The sequence below is a fragment of the Psychrilyobacter sp. genome, assembly GCF_037132775.1.
Lineage (GTDB): Bacteria > Fusobacteriota > Fusobacteriia > Fusobacteriales > Fusobacteriaceae > Psychrilyobacter.
Map to the genome: position 1 here is coordinate 1 of NZ_JBAHZY010000101.1, position 22,819 is coordinate 22,819.

Genomic DNA, 22,819 nt, shown 5'->3' on the forward strand with positions numbered 1-22,819 from the left:
AAACGATCTTAAATTTAAACTTAGAAGAGTAAGTTTTTCGTGTATTCATAATCAAAATTCCCCATATTGTTTTCTTAAATTATACCCTATTTTTTTGCTTAAGGTTAAACACTCTTTGTATGAATTTATACGACCATTATACTCCTTGTATTGAAAAACACAGCTAAAATAAGCAGATTTTCTATTTATTAAATTTTTAATATAAGATATTTATGATATCTTGGATAAATTACTCTACTAAATTATTAATTCTTTTTTTTAATTCTATACATTCAGAAATATCAATTTTTTCATTAGATATTATTAGGTCATATGGGCAAACTTTTATACACTCTTCTAAATGTTGACAATTTTTACATAAATTTGGTAATTTTCTAAAATTTGAACCTTTAACTTCATAAAAATTTTTAAAATATTTTTTATCGTACTTTTGATTTTTTTTAATTTGGTTTTTCTTAATAAATAATTGATTTAAATCATATTTATTAACGCACGAGCAAGGATGTATTTCTAAATCTTTATTTAGGTAATTTAATTTTTCTCCTGCTATACACTTTGATTTCTCCCCCCAAATATTTAAATTTTTAAACTTTAAATTTAAATATTCAAATAATAGTTTTTTATATGGAATTCGAACTCTTATATTCGGATAATTTTGTGATACTTCCGCAATAAAATCAGCAATATCAATATTTGAATTACTATTTTTTAATTTTATTAATTCTTCTCCTACTCCAGATGGAATTAAAAAAGCAAACGATAAATCTTTTAACCCTAGGTTTGAAGCTAATTTAAAAATATTTTCTATATCATTTTTATTATTAATGTTTAAAGGTGTTATTGTAACATATAAACAGATTAATATTTCATTTATTATGTTTTTATTTAAAGCTAAGTTATAAATTTTTATGAAATTTTTAATATTAAAAATAGCGGTCTTATAACTTCCTTGTCCTCGAATTAAATCATTTTTTTTCTCGTCGTTACTTTCAAGACTGAAAAAAATTCCGGAAATCCCAGTTCTTAAAATATTAATTATTCTATTTTCATCAAAACTAATTGCATTTGTAGTTATATAAGCTTTAATTTTTTCTCTTTTTACTCGTTCAATTAATTGCTCTAAATTTTTCACTAAAAGAGGCTCCCCACCTTGAATTAGCAAAACTTCTGGTTTAATTTCTAAAATTTTAGAAATAACTTCGTTCACATTTATCAGTGTTTCTTCAGATCCTTTTAAAAATTTACTATTATAGCAATGTTTACACGCCAAATTACAATTAGATGTTATATCATATATCAATGAACTCATTTGAGACTCCTTATTTTTTTTAAATTTCAGGCTTTTAAAGGGAAATATTCTTTAGATTATATCTAGTTTATTTTATTCATCTAATGTTAATGAAGAAACCTTCTATTTTTTCAATTAACAGCCTATTCCTCCATTATGCATGTCCATCAAATTATTTTCAGTTGAAGACAATAATTCTTTATCAATTTCTTTTTCTAATAATTCTAAAATTTTATCATTTATTCCTTTTTCCTCCATGGTAATACCTCCCTAACAAATTATTAACACTGACTAATTTGGTGTATAATTTACCCAAATTTCCCTTCTAAGCCTTTTTAAAACTCAAATTAATCACTTGTTAATTATATATATACTTTATTCTTTTACTTTTGTCAACAAAAAAAGTTTCTTTATTTTCATTAAATTTTTATTCAAAAAAAAAGGCTTTTCTAGAAAATTAATTCTAAATAGCCTTCTAATCATTACTTATTTTGGTTTATAACTAATATTGGCATGGGTTGTTTTCGTGCTGGACCTCCTGTTACATTCGCAAATAAACCTGTAAATACCGTTAATAATAACAAACCAACTATTATTTTTTTCATTTTTATTCCTCCTTTTTTAGTACTTAAGTGTATTTTATAATGCAACCTCATAAGTTGTCAACAGAAAAAGTTTTTAAAGAGTTATTTAAAATACTATTTAGATCAATTCTATAATTATTTTCTTGATAATAATTAATAAATTCTAAAATTACATAACAATTTTTTTCTTTTTTTATCAAATTAAAATATTTAAGTTCAAGACCTTTTACTGTTAAATAATCCTCTTTGGTTAATATCCTTAACAATTCAGACATCGCTTCCAATTTGGATTTATTTTTAAAATTTAAATGTTCTTCTTCAGAAAAAAGCTGTAAATAATATTTTTTAGATTCTTTTAATTCTCCTAGAGCCTTTGCTCCTCTAGCTAAAATAAGGGTTAATTCAAAATTAAATATATCATTGCTTTCCAAAGTTGTTAAAAATAATTGCTTTATCTTTTGATATATTTCATTTAAATAATTTTTATCATCTCTTTTAATTGCAATACTCAATAAATTTCCTAAAATAATAATTTTTTCTTCTTTTTTTCTCCCTTTTTTTAATTTTTCATAATACTCAATTCCCTTGTTAAATTCACCAATTTGTTCATAACAAACTCCAATCATATTTTTTATATTAAACTCTAATTCATTATCTTTAAACCTTCTCAAAAGATCTTTAAATTCTTTAAGAGCATTATCATAGTCTTTTTCTTTATAAAAAGCATAGGCATAATTATACATAATTTTTAATGTCAGGTCAGTTTTATCTTCTAATATTTGAACTTTTAATTTATTTACAGTTAAAATAGTATCTTTAAAATCATTTAGATAATAATTTAATCTCGCAATTTCTAATATTTGTTCTTTTACCATTTTTATATCTAGATTACCTATTAAAGAATCTTTATAATATTTCCTGGCTTCTAATCTGTCCTTCGTATCTCTTAAAATATCCCCGATTTTTATATCCCACCATCTTTTTTCTGTCATATTTAATTCAAATATAGCTTGATCTACATCCCATAATGAATTAATTAAACTAGTATTATCAATATTTTCTGTTAACTCAACTAGATATTTTTTTGATTGTTCTTCTTTTGATTCCATTAGATAATCGAAATTAATCCGGTCTTCGATTCCCCTAGATATTAATATATTATTCATATTTTCACATAGTATTTTACCCGTTTTCTTTGTAAATCCTCTTTTTCCTACTTCAATCATTCCTAAGAAAACTCTTGATATCTCCTTTCCTACCAATTCTTTCTGTGTTATCTTATATTTTTTTCTCAATTTAATTAATTTTTCTTCTGGGCTTAAAAACATTTATTTTAACTCCTTTTATTATTTTGTAAACTTATAAAGTTATTTTACATCATACTTTGATAAATTGATATTAACTTAAAAATACTAATTTAATCTACATTTATCATTTATTATCACAATATTCTTAGTTTATAAAGTAAACTTTAGAAATATTGGTGATGCCCTTTACAGGTATTTTTTACTTATTACTCGTCTTCATCTCCTGCCCTGGCGGGAATATATTCCCACTTCACCTGTAGAGCACGTTCTATATAGGACAGCATGACCCTTAGTCAATAAATACAGGATTGGGGGATAAGAACCTTTACCTAATGGGTGTAACTTATTTCCTTCGGGATTTCATAAGACTTTTAACCCAAAATAATTTTTTACTTAAAAAGTATAACTAGTTTTTTTAATTTTGAAGGCGATATAGCTTTTACAATAATTATCCTACCAAGAGCGTTATACATGTTAAGTCTAGCAGTATAGTAAGAACTGTAGCTTTTAAAGGTCTGTATTTTTATAAGCCTTTATTTTTAATAACTATGGGAGCAACCTACTAACATAAACTATAGTTATTATTGCTTTTATTCTTTCAAAAGTAAACGAATATTTATAATAATCAATTGGAAACATTCATTTTTAATAATTTTCATGATAGATAAAAAAGACTAACTAAAAATTACTTGAAGTAATTAAAATGAATATAATAGCAATTATATCTTTATTTTTCATTACGTTCCCTACTTAACAAAACGTCATTTTGTTAAGTAAGAAATATAATAAAAATGTAGGCTTAAACTTTTTTCATATATTTTTCCATTTTATGATTAATTTGTTAATTAGAAATCGTAGCAAAACAGGTGGTAAAAGATGAGAGAAATTCAAGGGGTTGAAGAGTAAATCTAATTCCCTTTATATTTAGTTTCATTACACGAAGTAACTTTTAATTGTTATTTTTTATTTCTGAACTATTATCATAACCATAAATACCAATGAAATCTAAAAAAAATGACTCCTATAGAATACAGAAATCATCTTTTATCAGGATCTAAAATATTCTTTACAAAAGGTACCATTTATAAGATCATCTACTATAGTTAATCTTTTTAATTCAAAGTTTTTTATAGACATCTCCTCTAGAACCTATAATAGCCACTATTATTAAGTTTCCTTCGTTGTCTATCTTGAAAATGGATCTATAACTACCCACCCTTAACCTTTTTAAACTATCATATCCCTTAAGGTTTTTTATATCGTACATATCAACATTTTCAATATCTTTTGATATATCATCGAAAATCTTATGAAATTTCAAACCAATTTTTTTATTCTTTAATAAAAACTTTTTAGCTTCTTTTTTGTATCTAACCTTGTAAAATGTCACTGATGCTCACCTCTTCTGTATCTGAGTAATCATCATCATCGATTCCCTTTAACATTAAGTTAATTTCTTCCTCCTCTTCGGGCGATACACTTTCACAATTTTCATTTATATAAGCTAAAAGATCCCCATTTTCTCTTTCTTTAATTTCTTTAGCCATAGTTTTTCTTATAAATTCACTTACTGAAACCTTTAGTTCCTTAGCTTTATCTCCAATTACTTCCCACTCATCATCAGAGAATAAAATATTATGTCTCTTTAAAGTTTGTGACATTTTGCTCACCTCCATATATGTATATACACCATTATACACCACTGATGATGAAAATTCAAATCCAAAGAGGTAAAAATTAATATTTTTAGACATTTACCTATATTGTGATTGTTTTGTTAATTAGAAATAATAGCAAAATATGAGATTAAATATGAAGGGGAAAACTGAAGGATTTGAAGATGAAAAAATTTGAAAGAAGTAAAAAAAGGACAAATAGATTTACTTTATCTACTTGCCCTTTTTAGGACATTGGATATGAATGTTTCAATTGCTTATTATGTCACATTAATCTTTTTTTATTTCTAATTGTATTATTTTCCAATATATTAATTTTTACATTTACCGCAAATCCCATGAAATATAATATCATAATATTTAACAGACATATCATTCTCTATTGATATTTTTTCAATAGCTTCTTCTAATGGATCAAGATTAATGTCATATATAGAATTACAAACATCACAAATAAGATGCCCATGTTTTTCTAAATTTTTATCAAATACATCTGTTTGGTCATTAAGGCTTACTTTTTTTATAAGTCCATTATCAGAAAGTTGTGATAAATTTCTATAAACAGTACCCAAACTTAATTCAGGACAATCTTTTTTTAACTCTAAATAAATAAAATCAGCTGTGAGGTGTTTATCACTATTTAAAACAAAGTTTAATATCAACTCTCTTTTTTTAGAAAATTTCATAATATTCCTCCTAATTTTTATTAATAATAGTAACTGCTACTATAGTATCTCTTATATTTTAACATAAATTAAAAAAAAAATTGACAAATAATAAAATATATAAGATACTAATAATAGTAACAGTTACTACTATTAAATTAAAAGTAAATAATAAGTAATTTGAAGGGACATTTAAAGGTAATAACTTATTTCAATTTGATGGATGGAGAAATTCAATTGTTAGAGATAAGAATTTTTAAACTAGTATTAACTGGTAAAAATCTCGATAATTTTATAGATCAAATTAAAGCATAGAAACTTAGTAATAAAAAATTATTGTTGCTGTTTAAATTTGCCAGTTAAATAGAATAAATTATTTAGGAGGTATAAATCATGAGATCAAAAAATCAATTAGATTTTCAATACCCACACAGATTTTTAGAATTTGAAGGGGAAACATAATATCTTCATGGTCATACAGGAATATTACTTATTATAATAAGTAATATTATAAAATTTAAACTGTACCCTTTGTCAAAGACATATAAAAAATATTAATTTATTTAAAGGATATTAATATTTTATATATATATACTAACTATAGTAATTTAAATATAAAGGAGGAATTATTAATGAGAAGTATTACTACACTCGATTTACAGTATGCACACAGATTTTATAAGTTTAAAGGGGAAGCACAATATTTGCATGGACACTCAGGGCTTTTAACTATAGAAGTTGAAGACACTATTAATGAAGGAGTTAATATGGTTTTTCCATGTAATGAAATCCAAAAAATCGCTTGGGAAGTTCTTAAAAACTTTGATCATGCTCTTATTTTAAGAGAAGATGACCCACTTCTTCCTGCAATACTTAAGGTATATGAGGAAGAAGGAATTAAAAATGGAGCTCCTCAAAATACAATGAAGGGTCAAGCATTTAAGACAGAACTCGCAACTGCATACCCTGATAGCCGTTTAGTTGTTACAAAGGAAACATCAACAATCGAAGGAATGTTAAAGATTATTTACGAACTATTAAAAGATAAATTAAATATTGCTAAGCTTACATTTACTAGTGGAGTTAATGTAGGATCTGCAGAATTTGAAACAAAAAATAACCTTGACCGTTGTCCTCTTTGTGGAATTTTTCTAGATGAAAAAGGTCTTTGTCCAAAGTGCGGATATCAGAAAAAAAAGTAGAACAATATTTAAGCATTAAAAAGATGATTTCTGTATTTTACAGGAATCATCTTTTTAAAATCTATTGGTATTTGTGTTTGTTAGTATATTCATAGATAGAAAATAACAACTAAAAATTACTAGAAATAATCAAACTAAATATAATGGTAATTAAATTGCACTACATCTACTGGGGCTATTGGGATTGAACAGATATTAAGTATTTTAACTACCTCGGACAGTCTAAAGCCCAATAAAAAGAACAGTACTACAAACAAAAATTGAAATAGTATCAAATAAATGTACAACAAATTACTTGTTGATTTACTAACTTTTTATATTCTCTTTAAAAATTGACTTCTTAAAAATTTAAAGTTAAGATTAGTCTTGAGTAAAACTTAAAAAAAAATTAAAATTGAGGGGAACTAATTAATTAAAAAATTGAAAGTTCCCTAATACCTATTTTGTAACATTCATAAATGGGGCCAATAAAATCAGCATTAAAAGGACACTAGATTTCTAGTGTCCTTTTATTTAATACTTTTAATACTTTTGTTTGCGATATCCTACATTTTCTGTCCGCGATTTTCCTACTTTCTTCAAGTATTTTTCTGGCTTAATATTCCTTCTAAAATCAAAAACTTGATAAAATACAAAATATAGTCTATAATAGACCATATAAGAGTTGTAACGATTTTTATTAAAGGTATTTATAATATATCAGCCGCGCTTAATGGTTTACCATGCGTACCAGGGCTGATTTTTTTTTGAATAATTATAGGAGAGATTAGATGAAATATAACAAAAGTCATTTTACAATTGATCAGCAAATTCAAAAGATAAAATCTGATGGTTTTATAGTAAACAATGAAGATCAATTAAGGATAATACTTGAAAATTTAAATTACTACAAGTTAAAAGGCTATATCTATTCGACTAAAAAAGAATATGGCGATAGTTTCTCTGAAAAAAATATAGATATTTTAGAAGTTATAGATACCTATAATTTCGATGAAAAACTTAGAACTTTTTTGTTTGAAATCCTTGAAAAAATAGAGGTTTCTTTAAAATCAAAGATAGCAAATGTTTTAAGTAATGATATTGGAACCTTTGGACACTTGGATAATGATAATTTTAAAGTGAAATTAGGATCAAAAAAATATTTTAGTCATACTAATTTTTTAACTAATTTAGAAAATTACCAAAATAGAAGTAAAGAAGATTTTATGGTTCATTATAGATTTAAATATACTAAGGAAAAATATACTCCTCTATGGATGATGGTAGAACTCCTGCCATTTGGAGATCTTTCTAGATTTTATGAAGCCTATAAAAAGAATAAAAATATATCAAAAAAATATGATTTAAGTCTAGATATACTGGCTTCATGGCTTCATAGATTGACTTTAATAAGAAATTTTTGTGCTCATAACAGTAGAGTATGGAATAGAAAATATAATAAAATTAGTTTAAAAAAAGATTGGAATTATCACTCTTGGTTTTATCTGGAAGGAACATTGTTTTTTATAAAATATATAATTGATAAAATAAAACCAGAATACGATTTTAATCCTCTTTATACTTTAATTGATGATTTTATTAAAAAGTACCCTGGGAAAGCTATTTATATGGGAATAATGAACCCTGATAAATTAAAATACTTAATAGAAACTCCTAAGATCTAGACTTAAAAATCTAGGTCTTTTTTTATCCTACCCCACCCTTCCTGGATAGATATCAGCGGCTCCCCTCCTACTTTTACTCCTAGATCCTTACAGCTAAAACAGATACCCAAGTTCTTTTTTCATTCCAGGCGATTTTACCCAATTAAAAACCTGCCTAAAAGTTAAAGGTGCTAAGGACAGAGGTTTCACCACTTCCACCTTTATCCCTTACTTTTAGGTGGCTTCATTTGATACTTGTCATTATTGGGCTGGTAGGTGGTTTGAGATCAGTTCTTTGGAGGATTTAAAAGAAGCTATATCAGTATGTAACAGTTCTGGGGTAGAGGAGATAGAGGTCTGTAATTTTGAGGGGGACTTTAGATTTGAAGATATTGGCGGTCACCTCATGCTTAATTTTCTCTTTTATCACTTTGAGACCTTAGAGGAGATCTATGAGATTATAGAGCCCAGAGTTGTGAGAGATTACTTCTTACAGTCCTACCAGATAGATGATGTACTATCGGCTTATAATAGCTCTTCTATCGATATTATAGACCGTGGGGAATCCATTTTATCTGATGAAGAATTAGTTGGTTATTATTTTGCAGAAATCATTGATTTTCAGAGGATACCTCATATATTTAGAGATTATTTTGATTATGAGGCCTATGGGAGAGATATTATTATTGGTGGCACCTATGAGATCTTAGAGAGTGATAGTTGTATCTACCTTATTACATAGAGATAGCCCCTCTAGGGACTATCTTTTATAAATTAATTTATGAAGTCAAAAAAAGCAAAAACCTCTAAAGTTTTTCATTTAAACCTTTATATAATAACTCTATTTTTTTTTTAGTAATTTCTATTTTTACCACACTTAATAGATGTTCAGCATTAAAGTAACATCTACTATTTGAATGATTCTTCATAAAATTATTTAAGTATTTAAGCGATTCTTCATATTTTTTTTTAAAATAAAAAATTTCACCCAATGCAAATACTGGAAGATCATACTCAGTATTTAATTCCATAGCTTTTTTCAAACAAACTATAGCTTTTTCTATTTTCCCTATGTTTCTATAACAAATTCCTAAATTATACCAAGTTAAATCATCTTTGCTGTGTTCAATAAGTGTTTTTTCTAGATATTTAATAGCTTCTGGAAATCTTTTTTGTGTTTGATAAAAAAATCCTAAACAATAACTAAAACTAGATTCATTGAGAAGAACAGCTTCATTATAATATAATTCTGCTTTATCTATATTTCCATTTTTTTCTTCTAAATGCCCCAAACGATCATGAACGAGACCAGGAATATCATTTTTATATCCTAAATCAAGAGCTTTTTTTAAATTTAATTTTGATTTTTCTAAATAAGATTGATCTCCTTTGGAGAATAAATGATAATAATCAAAACCTAGTAAAGCCCTTGCATTTTCATCTGTTGGATATTTTTTCGTATAATTTTCAAAAAAAGATAATTTTAAAGGGTAATTTATATCTTGAATTCCTTGAACTTCTTGAAAAACAACTCTTCCAAATTTCCATAAATATTCTAAATTTTCATTTAATTTTAGCCCTGAATTAATATAACTAATAGATTTATCTAACTCATTATTCCCGAAATTTAAAAAAGCTTTCCACGAATAAAAGCTATATTTTCTTTCGTATGGTAATTCTTCTAAAATTACTCTGTCAAAATATTTAAGTGCTTTTTCATAATTATTATTTTCAGTTATTTCATAACTACATAATGATACTAAAACTTCAAATAAATTAGGGCTTAAACTAAATGATTCTAAATAATATTTATATGCAATTTCTTTTTTTCCTATTTTCTCATAACAAGCACCTAAATTCCTTAATGCCTCAGCTTTAAAAAATTTTCCATTGTTAGCATTTAAAGATTCCTCAAAATAATATATTGCTTTTGAATATAGTTCTAATCCTAAATAGGCATTACCTAAATTATAACAATTTAAATAATTAAAAGGTAAGTCTTTAAAATCTTTTATGGCTAATTCTAAAATTTCATTTTCAACTTTAAATTTATTAATTGAAAGATTTATAGTTGCCAAATAAAAATACTGAATAGCTACTTTAGAAATAATTTTATCTTTGTTTTGAAAATAAAGGTTATAAATTTCTTGATCTTTACACTCCTCTAAAAGCTCTCCAAACAATACTTCATAATCAGTTTCAACATTTTCATAAAAGCATTTTTTCTCTATTTCTTTTTTTTTCTTATCAGGAAGAAGCATTTCTAAAAAAAATTTTAAAATATTCTTTTTAGAATCTAAAAAAATTCCTTTTCTATTATCAATATAGACATTGTTACTTCCTTCTATAATATGCCCTCCAGCTTGCTTATTTCCATTGGAGTTATTTTTAATAATATTTTTAATCAATTTTCCCCCCTTTAATTTCTCCTCCAGCTTGTTTATTTCCACAAGAACCATTATTACAAGTATTAGTTACATTTTTTATTGAATCATTCCTTTTGTTAAATTTATTGATTAGAAAAATTATTATTATAAATATAAGTATCAATATCATTTTTTTTTCACTTATTTTTGATAGAGTTTGTATTATTTCATTGATTTCTTTAAACATTTTATCCCCCCTTTTTATATATTATATCACTATTAAAACACGGTGTCACAATACTTAAATTTTTTCTACTACTACTTTCAAAACTTTATAATACTACAATTAGACAGATATTAAAGTTTTACATTCCGGACGATTCTCCGAAAGATCGGCTGGAGACCAGCTTCTGCACGACCAGATATCCGCTTTCCTCCTTCGTCCTTATTGGAGACGGACTCGGAGGATCTCCAGCCTCGGGAGCTTACTTCATCCCCCTCGCCGTTCCCCTCACACTCCCCTAGGCTACCCCCCCTCTAAGCGGTAGCGTTCGTGAGGGGATACTCATATGGGGGATTCAGCTCGTCCGCATTCGCTCGGTGTAGCATCGTAGGGATAGCCCTTTCCGTGACTATCATATTTTATAGCCCCTCCACTTTTCTATAGAACATTCGGTAGGAATGGGCTACTTGCGTCACGGCTGAAAGTACAGGCACCTCATAAGCTCCCCATAGCGATTCACTGTAAGACTTCAAACCCTTCCCCACCCCTCCTGGATGGAATCTACTGCCCATCCCCGCCTTTCGCAAAATTCTTAATTTACAGCGTAAATTTCTAGTATTTTGGTGATGCCCTTTACGGGTATAATTTTTTTTCTTCTTCAGCTCAAACCTCGGTTTCCCTTTATTCTCAAAGGGAAACCATCAAAAGGAAGAGTTTGTATCCTGCCTTACCGGATATGCCCCCTTCATCTGTAGAGTGCGATCCATATGGGGTAGCACTTTGCGGAGTCAATAAGTCCAGGATCGGTGGAACCTCGACCATATCTGCCATCTATTGACCCTCTGGTTAGAACAGCACGAAGTTCATTCCCGGAGCGATCCTTGAAGTATGGCAGGGATAAGCGGTCTCGGATATCCTTTTTTGTACATTTTATAGAGACAAATTATTTATCTTATACTTAATAAAACTTATTTTCAAATAAAAAACTTTACTTCTAATAACTTTTATGATATTATAATGCTAGTAACAGTTAAATGTCGGTAAAGGATTTGGATTGATTTTAGCAGAAGACGGGAACGATTAATACGCACATTTTTTTCAGATCAATAAAGAGGAACAAAAATCCTCAAGTTTCAAACATTGAAACTGTATAATTATATATATATAATATTAAACAAAAAAAGCGAGTGAATTTTTCACCGCTTTTTTTATGCTTTTTCTCTCTTAAGTCCTAAAAATTAAATATCTTTTAAACTTTCCCACCACTTTCTTCGACTAACTAGTATAAGCAAATGAAAATAGTAATATTTTTTCATTTCTTTCTTTCCTTAAATAAAATAGTAAAATAAAAACTTCCCAACTGTGTGACTATTACAGGTGAGAAGTTTTTATTTTTTTGTAATATATCCTATGAGAAAATAAAATTAACTAAAATGAACACGGTTAATTCTATTTTCTCACTTTTTAAATTCAAAACCTCTGTTTAAGGCAAAAGGTCGCTCCGCCATAAACCTCTATTTTTCCGAGGCTCTCATTTCCTTTCTAAGGACTTTTGAATTTCTTCCCCTTATGTTTGTACTTATAAAATCTTATTTGCCAACTCGATTCCACTCTGGTTTAAATTTATTTATTAAAGGATCTTCCAACCCTGCTGATAAATTAATTCTAATATCATTATAAATTATTGGTTTTTCTTCTTTAAAAATATAAATTTCAACATTTTCATTTTCTTCCAACAATTTTAAAATATTTTTATTATTTTTTATATTTGTACTTTGGCTAGGTCCAGGGTTTTGATATTGATACATCCGTTGTTTTAATAAATTTGTTGTTTTCCCTATATATTTTATTTCATCGTTCACAATAAAAGAATATAATAAATTACGTTCTTCCAAACAAGTTGATGAAATATTATGTTTAAGTTTTCTATTTTCTCTAGACCAATCCCCTATTTTTTTAAATCCTATTTTCTTTAATAATTTAGTTTGATTTTTAACTAATACAATGTGTAAACCAAGCTCTAATCCTTTTAATTTAAAACCTTCTTCTAACCATATTTTAGAAAGTGGATGTGACATTCCAGACCACCAAACTTTATGAGTATAAGCTGAATCGCAAAGAAAATCACAACCTATTATTTGTTCAATTTCTTTCATCGATAATTTTATTTTATTCTTTTTAATTTCTTTTAAATAATTTCTAAAATATTCATATTCTTCTTTCAATATTCTCTTTGGTTTTCTTTTTTCCATTTATAATCTCCTTTATTTTTAATATTTATTACTAAATATATTACTATATTCTTAATCCTTCTCCAATAACTCCGCCACATTCTTCGGTACCTCAGTCTGAGCATATATAGTAGTCGTGGATATATCACTGTGTCCTAATAATTTCTGTATCTGATTAAGCGGTAACCCTCTTTTCAATAGGATAGTAGCATAAGTATGTCTCAAACTATGTAAATGAGTATATCCCATCCTCCTCAAACCTCTATCAACTATTCCCCTTGGTTTCTTATATCCACCCCTTCCGGTATCTTTTAGATCTTTCAATCCTTTCAATATCCAATCTGAAGCAGGAACTATTCTCTGCTTATTTCTCTTCCCAATTACCTTTATTTGCTCCTCCTCAGCTTCTACAGTTTGGATATCACTGATCCTCAACCCACACATAAGCATTAATCCTAGCCAGATTCCCTCTCTCTTCCCTTTTCCAATAAGATCCTTAGCATGATTTTTTATCTCAACAAATTCCTTCTCACTCTTAGTTGCAGGTATCCTGCTTTTATGTCCTATGATTACGAGCTTATTCAATTCTATATATAGTTTAGGGTAGTCACTTCTTAGATACCATTTCCCTAGCTGCTTCAATGCAGATACTAATTTTCTCTTAGTATTTATATCCTTTGACATTATTCCCTTCTCCAATTCCTCAATACCCAAGTTATAGATAGTTTTATTATTAGATCTTGCCACTCCATCCCAAAACTTTATGGCTGACTTGTAAGTTTTCAAAGTATTTTGACTATGTTCAGAAGCTCGTAAAAAAATATAAAACTTTTCTAGCTTGGGAGGTCTTCCTCTCTTTCCTTTCAAATTTACACCTTCAGTAGTATATTCTTCTAAATTCCCCCTGACCTCTAGACCTTCATTTTTTACCTCTTCACTTTTACTTTTGACTTCTGTTATTATTTCATTTCTCTTCTCTTTTAATTCTCTTTCTTTCCTCTCATAAAATAATTTCCGAGCCTCTTTATCCATTACTTGGCCATTATAATAGAACTCACCATTGATGATTTCCAAGTCATCTTTAACCTCTTGATTCTGAAGTTTTTTAAGCATACGGAATATAGCTTCTGTAATCATTTGATTCACCCCCAATAATCCTTATATATATATAGTAAAAGTTAATATTATTCTATAAAAATGTTAGCAATAAAATTACATATAGGAGATTAACTTTTAAATTCCAAAACATATATCTTAGGATAATGAATTTATAATCTCTTTTAAGCTTGGTTATGAGCTTAAATTTATATATGCAGTTAGATTTAGTAGTCCTTGCATAGTAAATAGTTTTATAGTCCTTATATGGGGAATTAGGGCTTATTTGTAATTTTTAAAATTTCAGATATAATTGTTAGAGGATAAATATATATTTATATTTATTTGAAAACTAAAAAAACTATATAGTATGTATTATGTATATATGTATATATGTAGTCCCTTTTTTGATCATTTTGATAAACTTTTCTTCCCCTTTATTTATAATGGATAGAAAGGATTAGCTATAAAAATTATTCTCCTCAATGACGATGTGATTTTAAGCATTGCTATTATTAGGTTCTCCCTAAAGAGGATGTTATCTAAGGTTGAATCTATTGGGATAGAGGCTTTCCATAGGTTCTCCCTAATGATGATGTTATTAAAAGCGTTGCTATTATTAGGTTCTCCCTAATAGGGATGCTATATAAGCTTAATTTTACTGGCGTAAAGACTTTCAGAAGATTCTCCCCAACGACGATGTAATTAAAAACCTTGGTATCATTGGATTCTCCCTAAGGCAGATGTTATTTAAGCTTGAATTTATTAGGGTAAATACTTTTCATAGATTCTCCCCAATGACGATGTTATTAAAAGTACTGGTATCATTAGATTCTCCCTAAGACAGATGTTATTTAAGCTTGAATTTATTAGGGTAAAGGCTTTTTATAAATTCTCCCTAATGATGATGGTATTAAAAGTACTGGTATTTCTATATTCTCCCTAAGGTAGATGTTATTAAAAGCATTGGTATTATTAAATTCTCCTAGAAGGCGATGGTTTTTAACCCTATTATTTATAGAAATTTAATAAATTATGTTGGAATTTTCTTGAAAATGAGTTAAACTATATAGGATATCATCGTAGTTGTGGAGAATATAATATTGTGATTAGGGAGACTAATATGAAAAAAGATCTTAAAAAATCTTATGCTTTGTTTGATATGGCTGGGAGTCTAGAAAATTCTAAACTTGAAATAATAAAAAAAGATTTAAAAGAAATAGAAACCAAAATAATAACCTATGGTCATTCAGATGAAAAATGGGAAATTTCTAGTTTAGATCATATTAGTTTGCCATTTTTTACTAGAAAAAAGAATAAAAAAGTTAATTTAGTTTATAAATTTACTGATTTTGGGATAAAAATGTATTGTAATATAACTTCTCAAGAGAAGAATATACAGCAACCTTCAGAATTTGAAGAGAGTATTTTTGAGTTTGTAATTCAAAAATCTTTTGAAATATACAAAGGTGAATCATTGAATATAGAAAATGAAGAAAATCTTTCATTTGAGATAAAAGAAAAATTAAAAGAGAATATTATTAATAATATAGAAATAAATTTTACAATTGAAGAACTTTTAAATTACCTTAAAATATTGAAAAGTCAATCTATTTACACGAAAGTAGAAAAAGCTCTTAATAATATGAAATTTACAGAATATTATTTTGAAACTGAAAATTCTAAAAAAGCAAAGCAAAGCAATTATATATTTGAAACTGATACTTTTAAATTACTTAATTATCAAAAATTTAAAGATGGTAGAAAAATCTATTATAAAATAATGCCAAGTGCGACACTTCTTCAAAGAGCCTTGCAAAATAAAAATTATTTATATTTTACTGAAAGTTCTAGAAAGGATATATCAAAATACAGTAGATCTGCTTTAAGAATATTTAGATATATTGCTAAAAAAAGGTTTGCAAAAACTAAAGATACATCTCTTTTAGAAGCCTTAGCAATGGTTGTTCCATATGAAGTAGAGACAAAGATAACTAAAAAAACTAAATATGGAGAAAAAGATTATTATACTTGTAGAAGAAAAGAAGTGAACCAGAGGATAGAAGAACATATGAAACTTCTTGTAGAATTGGGTTATTTAAAAGAATATAAAAGTATTTATCATGGAAATAAAGTTTATGAATTTTCTTATGTATTCGGAGAAAAAATGGGTATAATTACAACATATACTCTTAAATTAAATGAAAAAAATAAATTGAAATTAGATAATCAAAAACAAAAATCAATGACATTACCATTAATTAAAAATAATCCCGATAGGATTGAAAAAGAAATAGAAAAAGTTAAAAGAAATATTTTTGTATCAAAAGCTTGGAATAAAAGAGTTGATAATGAAATTAAAAATTTATTGGATAAAGAAGGAGAAGAATATACAATCTTTCTTTTAAAAACTATATATAAGAATTTAAAACAAGATATAACAACAACTCTTGTTCAATATATCAATGGAGTATCAAAAAGAATACCTAATGAAAATTTTGAGCGACCAGTAAAAAAAGAAGTTAAATTACCAAAAAATAACGCGATAATAGAAGCTGAAATAGTAGAAGAAACTAAAGTACAATCTGGAACAAATGAGATGTTAGATTTAATATATACTATGTATTTAGATATGAAAACAGAAAAACAACAAATTATAAAAGAAAAAGCAATTGAAAATTATATGAAATTTACTGGAGGCAAAAAATTTACAAGTGTCCATGAAAAGATATTTAAAACTATAGAAAAAAATTATATAGTAAAAGTTATTAAAGATGAGTTGGGAGGATTAAATGAAAGTAATTAGTTTAATTAATCAAAAAGGTGGAACTGGAAAAACTACATCAGCAGTCAACATCGCTGGTAGATTAAAAATGCTTGGGAAAAAAGTTCTTCTTGTTGATCTTGATTATCAAAGAAATTTAACTGTCTCGATAACAGGAGAAGAATTTGAAAATACAATATTTAATGTTATGGCAAATAGAGTACCAATATCAGAAGTAATCCACAATGCAAATGGATTTGATCTTATACCAGGCGATATAAAGATGAGAAAGCTCGAAAAAGAAATAGAAGATAGAGTTTTTAAAGAATTAATTCTTTCAAAATCACTTAATAAAATAAAAGAAAACTATGATTATTGTATTATAGATTGTAGACCAGATATGGAATTGAAAGAAAAGAATGCTTTAATAGCATCAGATTTGATCCTTGTGCCTACTCAACCACAACTTTATTCATTAGAGGGATTAGACATACTCCAGGGATTTAAAGAGGAAATAGAACTTGAGATGGAAAAAAAAATTCCTCTTAAGATCTTCTGTACTATGGTGAACACAAGAGCAAATAATCCTATGGAAATAATAGATTATCTTAAAAATGAATATGAAGGTGTTATGGACTCATTTATTAGGCATACGGTAAAGCTCCAAGAAGCTCCAAATGAAAGAAAGACAATATTTGAGTCAGATCCTAAAGGGAATGGAGCAAAAGATTATACACAACTTGTAGAGGAGCTGATGCATGGTGGCTGGATTTAAAAGACAAAAGAAAAAGTATGACTTTTCGGAAGAAAAAAATGACATAGTTAAATATAATCCTATTTTTGATTATAGCAACTTAGAGTTAGAGATCCAAGATAAAGATAAACTTATATCTTTAGAGAAAAAGATAGTTAATGAAGGAGCTAAAATAGGAGAAATTGCTTGCAAAATAGGAGAATCTCTTGAATTAGCTAGGGAAGTTTTTAAAAAATATTCTACTGAAGAAAATGATCCAAATAGTTTTGTGACGTGGTATTTTTCTTTAGGGTTAAATAAGGATCAGGTATATCTTTTTAGAGGAAGGTATAACTTAAGTTTAGAGTATCCTAATTATTTAAATAATATTCTTTCACTTTCAAATAGAGCAATTAAGGAAACTATCAATAAAAAAACACCAAAAGAATTGAAAGAAAAAGTAGTCAAAGGTGGAATTATTACTGGGAAAGCTATAGTTGAAGAACGAAACATCTTAGAAAAAATTAGATTTTCGAGCGTGCTCGAAAAAGAGGAATCTGAAATAATAGAGGCAGAAATAATAGAGACCAAGGAAGAAAAAATAATAGTTATAGATAAAGAACTTTCATATCTTGAAAAAGATATAAAAGAAAGGGAGAAAAATCTAAAAAAACTATATATTCAAAAAGAAGACTTTTTGAAAAAAAAGGATAATCTTCAAAATGGATTATACATGTAGAAACAAAATAAAAGGTAGATTTTATTATATATAGAATCTATCTTTTTTATGTTAAAGTCCAGCTGCATACTCTCTAATCTTCGATTTTTCGGGGGTTTCAACTATAAGTAATGTTGGTGCTCTAGTTTGAAAGTTTAATCTCTTAGAATAACTTTGAGAGATCCGAGTAATTAATTTTACTAACTCAGAAAAAAGAAACAGAATATATAGATGTTATAGCAAGTGGAAGAAAAATGAGGTATAATTAGTTTTGTAAAGAAAAAACTATTTAATATAAAAAAAGAGGTGAAATTATGGGAAGACCTAAAAATAAGACCAAGAGAAAAGCTTTTAGTACAACTATTAAAATAGAGCTTTTAGATCAATTGAAAAAGATAAGTGAAGAAGAGGGTATTCCAGTAAATAGATTGATTGAGGTTTCTTTGGAAAAATATTTGGAAGAGATAAAAATAGATATTAAAAACAAATAAAATAAAAAAGCAATGTGATGTTGCACCTAGATAGAGGAAATAATATGAGAAGATAAATCGGAGGTAGATGTGAATATTCAAGATACGTTAAAAAAATCAATAAGTAGAAATATAAACGGAGTCATAAAGGCAGAAAATAATAAAGAAGAAACAGTTATAAATGAATTAGAAGAATATGTGGTGACTGAAGAAATTAGAAAGCATATGAGTAAGTTATTTGATAGATATTCAGATTCAATGAATAATAATACAGAGGATATGGGGATTTGGATATCAGGATTTTTTGGGTCTGGTAAATCACATTTACTAAAGATGCTAGGTCACGTTGTAGATAATAAAGAACATAATGGGAAAAAGACATCAGATTATTTTGAAGAGAAAATCGATGATCCAATACTTTGTGGGAACATAGTAAAATCTTCAGATAAAAAAACTGATGTAATAATGTTTAATATAGATAATGTAAGTGATCAAGATACAAATCAAAATAAAGATAGTATAGTATTAGCTTTTCAAAAGAAATTCAATGAGCATCTTGGATTCTCTAGAGATGATATAAAGGTTGCTAGTTTAGAAAGAAGATTTTGGGAATTAGGAATTTTTGAAAAGTTTAAGGATTTATTTGAAGAAATTTCAGGAGATAATTGGGAAGATAGTAGAAGAAATATGCATTTTATATCTGATGATTTTTTAGAAACGATAGAAGAACTAAATGTTAAAAGTTTTTCTGTTGATGCAGCAGAGAGATGGTTAAACGATGACAATAAAGAATCTGTAAGCCCTGATAGTTTCTGTGATTATTTAGATTCATATTTAAAGCTAAAAGGAAAAGATCATAGAATATTATTTTTAGTCGATGAAATAGGGCAATATATTGGAGATAATGTAAATCTTATGTTAAACCTTCAGACCATCGTTGAAAATCTAGGTGTAAAATTTAACGGTAGAGTATGGGTAGGAGTGACATCACAACAAAATATAGATGAAATTCTAAAAGAAAGTAATACCAAAAGGGTAGACTTTGCAAAGATACAAGGTAGATTTAAAACGATGTTATCCCTATCAAGTAGTAATATTGATGAAGTTATTAAAAGGAGATTATTAGAAAAAAGAGAAATTGAAAAAGAAGATTTAGAGAAGTTATATGAAAACAGAAGGGTTGATATAAATAATTTGATTACTTTTTCAAAGGATGGAGTGACTCAAAAGATTTATGATGATAAGTTTGATTTTTCTGAGGCATACCCATTTGTAGGATATCAGTTTAATCTCCTACAAAAGGTTTTGGATAAAGTAAGAAACATGGGACATTCAGGAAAACATATGTCTAGAGGAGAAAGATCATTACTAGGAGCATTCCAAGAGGCAGGAGTAAAAATGGCAGATAAAGAAGTGGGAAGTTTAGTTCCATTTCATTATTTTTATGAATCTATAGAGCAATTTTTAGAAGATGATGTTAGAAGACCATTTGTCCAAGCAAGAAATGAAAAGAGATGTAGTGAGTTTGAAATTGATGTATTAAAGCTATTATTCCTATTGAAGGGTATAGACGACACTGTAGCACCCACTGTAGAGAACTTGACGTGCTTTATGATAGATAGTATTGATTGTAATAAGATCCAGTTAGAGAAGAAATTAAAGAGTGCTCTTAAAAGATTAGAAAGAGAGGTATTAATTCAAAGAGATGCCGATAGATACTATTTTTTAACAAATGAAGAACAGGATATAAATAGAGAGATAGATCAAGAAATAATAGAAGTTAAAGATAAGTATAGAAGTCTAGATGAATATATATTTGAAGATATCTTTACTGAAAATAGTATTGTTGTAGAAGAAACAGGTAATAAATATCAATTTAATAGAATGATCGATGAGGAAAGATTTGGAAGACCTGGAGGACAGCTAGATTTGGTCATATTAACTCCAGGAGCCGATGAATATGATAAAATAGCCATGACTGGTGCTAGAGAGGGATATGACCTGATTATAAAACTTCCTGAGGAATCTGATTTTTTTGATGAGATAGAAACTTCTTTAAAAATAGAAGCATACCTAAAGAAGAATAGATCTAACTCTAGGGAAAATATTCAGAAAATAATTGAGAGTAAACAAAGGGAAAATGGCAATAGGAAGAAAAGAATATTACATCTATTAGAAGAAATAATAAAAAATTCTTTGGTATACATAGGCGGTCATGAAAAAGATATTAAAAAGAAAGAACCTAAAAAAAGAATAGGAGAAGCTCTAAAAGCAGCAGCTAATTTTAGATTTAAAAGTGCTGCCTTAGTTAAAATAAAATATGATCAAAAAAGAATAGAAAGTGTTTTGTCAATTTCATTTGATTCTAGTAATCAACTCATGAATATTAATAAAGATTTGGATACTAACCCAAATAGGGGAGCAATAACTGAGATAAAAAATAGAATAGAACTTCAAAAATCCAGAGGGAACAGATTAACTGCGAAAGACTTAGTAGATTATTATAGTGTAAAACCTTATGGCTGGGATAAGATGACAATTAATGGTCTGATAGCTGAATTATGGGTTTATAAATTAATCAATATTGAAGAGTCTGGAGAAAGGATCAGTGAACCGAGGGAAGCTATAAAATACCTTACAAAGAGTCAAACTAAAACTTTGGAAAAACTATTGATCCAGCCAAAGGAAGAAATAGACATAGAACTTCTAAAAAAAGTTAATAATACTATGAAAAAGTTTTGGAGAGATACTAATGATGTAACGACTGATAATCCAAAAGAAGAATTTAAGAAGATTATTGGAGCGAAACATGGAGAAGTTGATAGGTATATAAAAGAATGTCAAAAGGAAGAGCTACCAGGAGAAAAAGATCTGAATGAATGGAAAGAGTTATTAGACGAGATCTTAAATATAAGAGGGAATGGAGAGAAAGTATTAAAAGAATTTTTGAAAATAGCTAAGGATCTAGATGATATATCTGGAAAATATGATGATGTAAAAGATTTTTTAACTTCACACAAAAAAGGATTATTTATAAAGGGTCAAAAGAAAATAGAAGAAATTCATCACTATCAAGATTATATAGGTATAGTAAAAGAGAGTGAAGCATATGAAAATTTAAATGTTATCCTAGAGGATAAAGCTCCTTATAGCAAAGTCAGATTGATAAATGACCTAATCTTAAATATAGAAACACAAGAGTCTGATATTATCTCTAAAGAAGTAGAAGTATTAACTAATAAAGCTGATAAAATATTAGAGAATTTTTTACATCTATTACAAAATAGAGAGAATTTATTGAGTAGTGCAACTGAAAAAATAGAGCGATTTAAAGTAGGTATTTCCAAAGAGAGAAATATTCAAACATTGACAAAGGGAAAAAGGTTAGAAAATATAGTTGATGAGATAGATAGAGCATACAAAAGTGAAATAAAAAGAGAGATACTAACTCTAAAGAATGAAACATTAGTGAAGGTAGCAGATAAAGATGGAGAAGATAAACTCAAACAAAATATAGAGAAAGAATTTGTCAAATTAATAACAGATGTTAGTGAAAATCCAATAAAAAATATAGAGAGTTTAATAAAAATAGCTGAGAAAGAAAAGGAAGGCTATATAAAAGAAGCCGAAGGAAAAGTTAAAAAGAAAGAAAGAATTTCATTGAATAAGTTAAGGGTAGGAAATGCGTATAATCTAGAAACTAAAGAAGAAGTAAATGCATATTTTGAAAAATTGGAAAGAGAAATCAACCAATTAAAAGAAAAAGCTCTAAAAGCAGCAGCAGAGGGAAAAATAGTAGATATAAAGTAACCCTCTCTCTGGTTCTCTCCCGATGATGAGTATTAGAAATCTCT

The 22,819-nt window shown here is 27.3% G+C and carries 19 protein-coding genes; 8 read left to right on the forward strand and 11 right to left on the reverse strand.

Annotated features, from left to right (window positions below; genetic code table 11):
* Positions 1-229: 229 nt before the first annotated feature.
* The 7 genes from V5784_RS06595 to V5784_RS06625 all read right to left on the reverse strand — a co-directional run bounded on the left by V5784_RS06595 (position 230) and on the right by V5784_RS06625 (position 5,541).
* Complete coding sequence (locus V5784_RS06595) at positions 230-1,309, reverse strand: radical SAM protein (protein ID WP_336888240.1); 1,080 nt, start codon at positions 1,307-1,309, stop codon at positions 230-232.
* 114 nt (positions 1,310-1,423) lie between these two features.
* Positions 1,424-1,546 carry a hypothetical protein gene (locus tag V5784_RS06600; protein WP_336888241.1) on the reverse strand — a complete coding sequence of 41 codons (123 nt, stop codon included), beginning with the start codon at positions 1,544-1,546 and terminating at the stop codon, positions 1,424-1,426.
* A 224-nt stretch (positions 1,547-1,770) separates the two neighbouring features.
* Complete coding sequence (locus V5784_RS06605) at positions 1,771-1,893, reverse strand: hypothetical protein (protein WP_336888242.1); 123 nt, start codon at positions 1,891-1,893, stop codon at positions 1,771-1,773.
* 47 nt (positions 1,894-1,940) lie between these two features.
* Entirely contained in the window at positions 1,941-3,200 is a 1,260-nt protein-coding gene (locus tag V5784_RS06610; RefSeq protein WP_336888243.1) for a tetratricopeptide repeat protein, read from the reverse strand.
* A 1,096-nt stretch (positions 3,201-4,296) separates the two neighbouring features.
* Positions 4,297-4,569 (reverse strand): plasmid stabilization system, encoded by a 273-nt coding sequence (locus V5784_RS06615; protein ID WP_336888244.1) that lies wholly within the window; start codon positions 4,567-4,569, stop codon positions 4,297-4,299.
* Positions 4,550-4,840, reverse strand: coding sequence for a hypothetical protein (locus V5784_RS06620; protein WP_336888245.1), 291 nt, complete (start codon positions 4,838-4,840; stop codon positions 4,550-4,552). The genes V5784_RS06615 and V5784_RS06620 overlap by 20 nt, the downstream gene beginning before the upstream one ends.
* A gap of 326 nt (positions 4,841-5,166) precedes the next feature.
* Positions 5,167-5,541 (reverse strand): transcriptional repressor, encoded by a 375-nt coding sequence (locus V5784_RS06625; protein WP_336888246.1) that lies wholly within the window; start codon positions 5,539-5,541, stop codon positions 5,167-5,169.
* Positions 5,542-6,152: 611 nt separating this feature from the next.
* Here V5784_RS06625 and V5784_RS06630 point away from each other — a divergent pair.
* From V5784_RS06630 to V5784_RS06640, 3 genes are all read left to right on the forward strand, one after another.
* Positions 6,153-6,722, forward strand: coding sequence for a 6-carboxytetrahydropterin synthase (locus tag V5784_RS06630; RefSeq protein ID WP_336888247.1), 570 nt, complete (start codon positions 6,153-6,155; stop codon positions 6,720-6,722).
* Between the two features lie 770 nt (positions 6,723-7,492).
* Positions 7,493-8,386, forward strand: coding sequence for an Abi family protein (locus V5784_RS06635; protein WP_336888248.1), 894 nt, complete (start codon positions 7,493-7,495; stop codon positions 8,384-8,386).
* Positions 8,387-8,603: 217 nt separating this feature from the next.
* Complete coding sequence (locus V5784_RS06640) at positions 8,604-9,107, forward strand: antirestriction protein ArdA (protein ID WP_336888249.1); 504 nt, start codon at positions 8,604-8,606, stop codon at positions 9,105-9,107.
* Between the two features lie 64 nt (positions 9,108-9,171).
* Here the strand turns inward: V5784_RS06640 and V5784_RS06645 are convergent, their stop codons facing one another.
* The 4 genes from V5784_RS06645 to V5784_RS06660 all read right to left on the reverse strand — a co-directional run bounded on the left by V5784_RS06645 (position 9,172) and on the right by V5784_RS06660 (position 14,322).
* On the reverse strand, positions 9,172-10,773 hold the full coding sequence (locus V5784_RS06645) for a tetratricopeptide repeat protein (protein WP_336888250.1): 1,602 nt from the start codon (positions 10,771-10,773) through the stop codon (positions 9,172-9,174).
* Entirely contained in the window at positions 10,766-10,978 is a 213-nt protein-coding gene (locus V5784_RS06650) for a hypothetical protein (RefSeq protein ID WP_336888251.1), read from the reverse strand. Before V5784_RS06650 ends, V5784_RS06645 begins: the two co-directional genes overlap by 8 nt.
* A gap of 1,565 nt (positions 10,979-12,543) precedes the next feature.
* Complete coding sequence (locus tag V5784_RS06655; RefSeq protein WP_336888252.1) at positions 12,544-13,206, reverse strand: GIY-YIG nuclease family protein; 663 nt, start codon at positions 13,204-13,206, stop codon at positions 12,544-12,546.
* A 51-nt stretch (positions 13,207-13,257) separates the two neighbouring features.
* On the reverse strand, positions 13,258-14,322 hold the full coding sequence (locus tag V5784_RS06660) for a tyrosine-type recombinase/integrase (protein WP_336888253.1): 1,065 nt from the start codon (positions 14,320-14,322) through the stop codon (positions 13,258-13,260).
* 1,081 nt (positions 14,323-15,403) lie between these two features.
* Between V5784_RS06660 and V5784_RS06665 the strand changes: the two genes are divergently transcribed.
* From V5784_RS06665 to brxC, 5 genes are all read left to right on the forward strand, one after another.
* On the forward strand, positions 15,404-17,086 hold the full coding sequence (locus V5784_RS06665) for a hypothetical protein (RefSeq protein WP_336888254.1): 1,683 nt from the start codon (positions 15,404-15,406) through the stop codon (positions 17,084-17,086).
* Positions 17,073-17,819, forward strand: coding sequence for a ParA family protein (locus tag V5784_RS06670; RefSeq protein ID WP_336888255.1), 747 nt, complete (start codon positions 17,073-17,075; stop codon positions 17,817-17,819). Before V5784_RS06665 ends, V5784_RS06670 begins: the two co-directional genes overlap by 14 nt.
* Entirely contained in the window at positions 17,803-18,516 is a 714-nt protein-coding gene (locus V5784_RS06675; protein ID WP_336888256.1) for a hypothetical protein, read from the forward strand. Before V5784_RS06670 ends, V5784_RS06675 begins: the two co-directional genes overlap by 17 nt.
* A 293-nt stretch (positions 18,517-18,809) precedes the next feature.
* Positions 18,810-18,986: a ribbon-helix-helix domain-containing protein gene (locus V5784_RS06680; RefSeq protein WP_336888257.1), complete on the forward strand. Its 177-nt coding sequence runs from the start codon at positions 18,810-18,812 to the stop codon at positions 18,984-18,986.
* Positions 18,987-19,055: 69 nt separating this feature from the next.
* Positions 19,056-22,775, forward strand: a complete 3,720-nt coding sequence (gene brxC, locus V5784_RS06685) for a BREX system P-loop protein BrxC (protein ID WP_336888258.1) — start codon at positions 19,056-19,058, stop codon at positions 22,773-22,775.
* Positions 22,776-22,819 lie beyond the last annotated feature (44 nt).

What these genes read in the sequence shown, in the direction of transcription:
- V5784_RS06600 (WP_336888241.1), bottom strand. Translation starts at nt 1,546, where the DNA reads ATGGAGGAAAAAGGAATAAATGATAAAATTTTAGAATTATTAGAAAAA.
- V5784_RS06660 (WP_336888253.1), bottom strand. Translation starts at nt 14,322, where the DNA reads ATGATTACAGAAGCTATATTCCGTATGCTTAAAAAACTTCAGAATCAA.
- V5784_RS06650 (WP_336888251.1), bottom strand. Translation starts at nt 10,978, where the DNA reads ATGTTTAAAGAAATCAATGAAATAATACAAACTCTATCAAAAATAAGT.
- V5784_RS06680 (WP_336888257.1), top strand. Translation starts at nt 18,810, where the DNA reads ATGGGAAGACCTAAAAATAAGACCAAGAGAAAAGCTTTTAGTACAACT.
- V5784_RS06635 (WP_336888248.1), top strand. Translation starts at nt 7,493, where the DNA reads ATGAAATATAACAAAAGTCATTTTACAATTGATCAGCAAATTCAAAAG.
- V5784_RS06610 (WP_336888243.1), bottom strand. Translation starts at nt 3,200, where the DNA reads ATGTTTTTAAGCCCAGAAGAAAAATTAATTAAATTGAGAAAAAAATAT.
- V5784_RS06670 (WP_336888255.1), top strand. Translation starts at nt 17,073, where the DNA reads ATGAAAGTAATTAGTTTAATTAATCAAAAAGGTGGAACTGGAAAAACT.
- V5784_RS06675 (WP_336888256.1), top strand. Translation starts at nt 17,803, where the DNA reads ATGGTGGCTGGATTTAAAAGACAAAAGAAAAAGTATGACTTTTCGGAA.
- V5784_RS06630 (WP_336888247.1), top strand. Translation starts at nt 6,153, where the DNA reads ATGAGAAGTATTACTACACTCGATTTACAGTATGCACACAGATTTTAT.
- V5784_RS06620 (WP_336888245.1), bottom strand. Translation starts at nt 4,840, where the DNA reads ATGTCACAAACTTTAAAGAGACATAATATTTTATTCTCTGATGATGAG.
- V5784_RS06605 (WP_336888242.1), bottom strand. Translation starts at nt 1,893, where the DNA reads ATGAAAAAAATAATAGTTGGTTTGTTATTATTAACGGTATTTACAGGT.
- V5784_RS06625 (WP_336888246.1), bottom strand. Translation starts at nt 5,541, where the DNA reads ATGAAATTTTCTAAAAAAAGAGAGTTGATATTAAACTTTGTTTTAAAT.
- V5784_RS06595 (WP_336888240.1), bottom strand. Translation starts at nt 1,309, where the DNA reads ATGAGTTCATTGATATATGATATAACATCTAATTGTAATTTGGCGTGT.
- V5784_RS06655 (WP_336888252.1), bottom strand. Translation starts at nt 13,206, where the DNA reads ATGGAAAAAAGAAAACCAAAGAGAATATTGAAAGAAGAATATGAATAT.
- V5784_RS06665 (WP_336888254.1), top strand. Translation starts at nt 15,404, where the DNA reads ATGAAAAAAGATCTTAAAAAATCTTATGCTTTGTTTGATATGGCTGGG.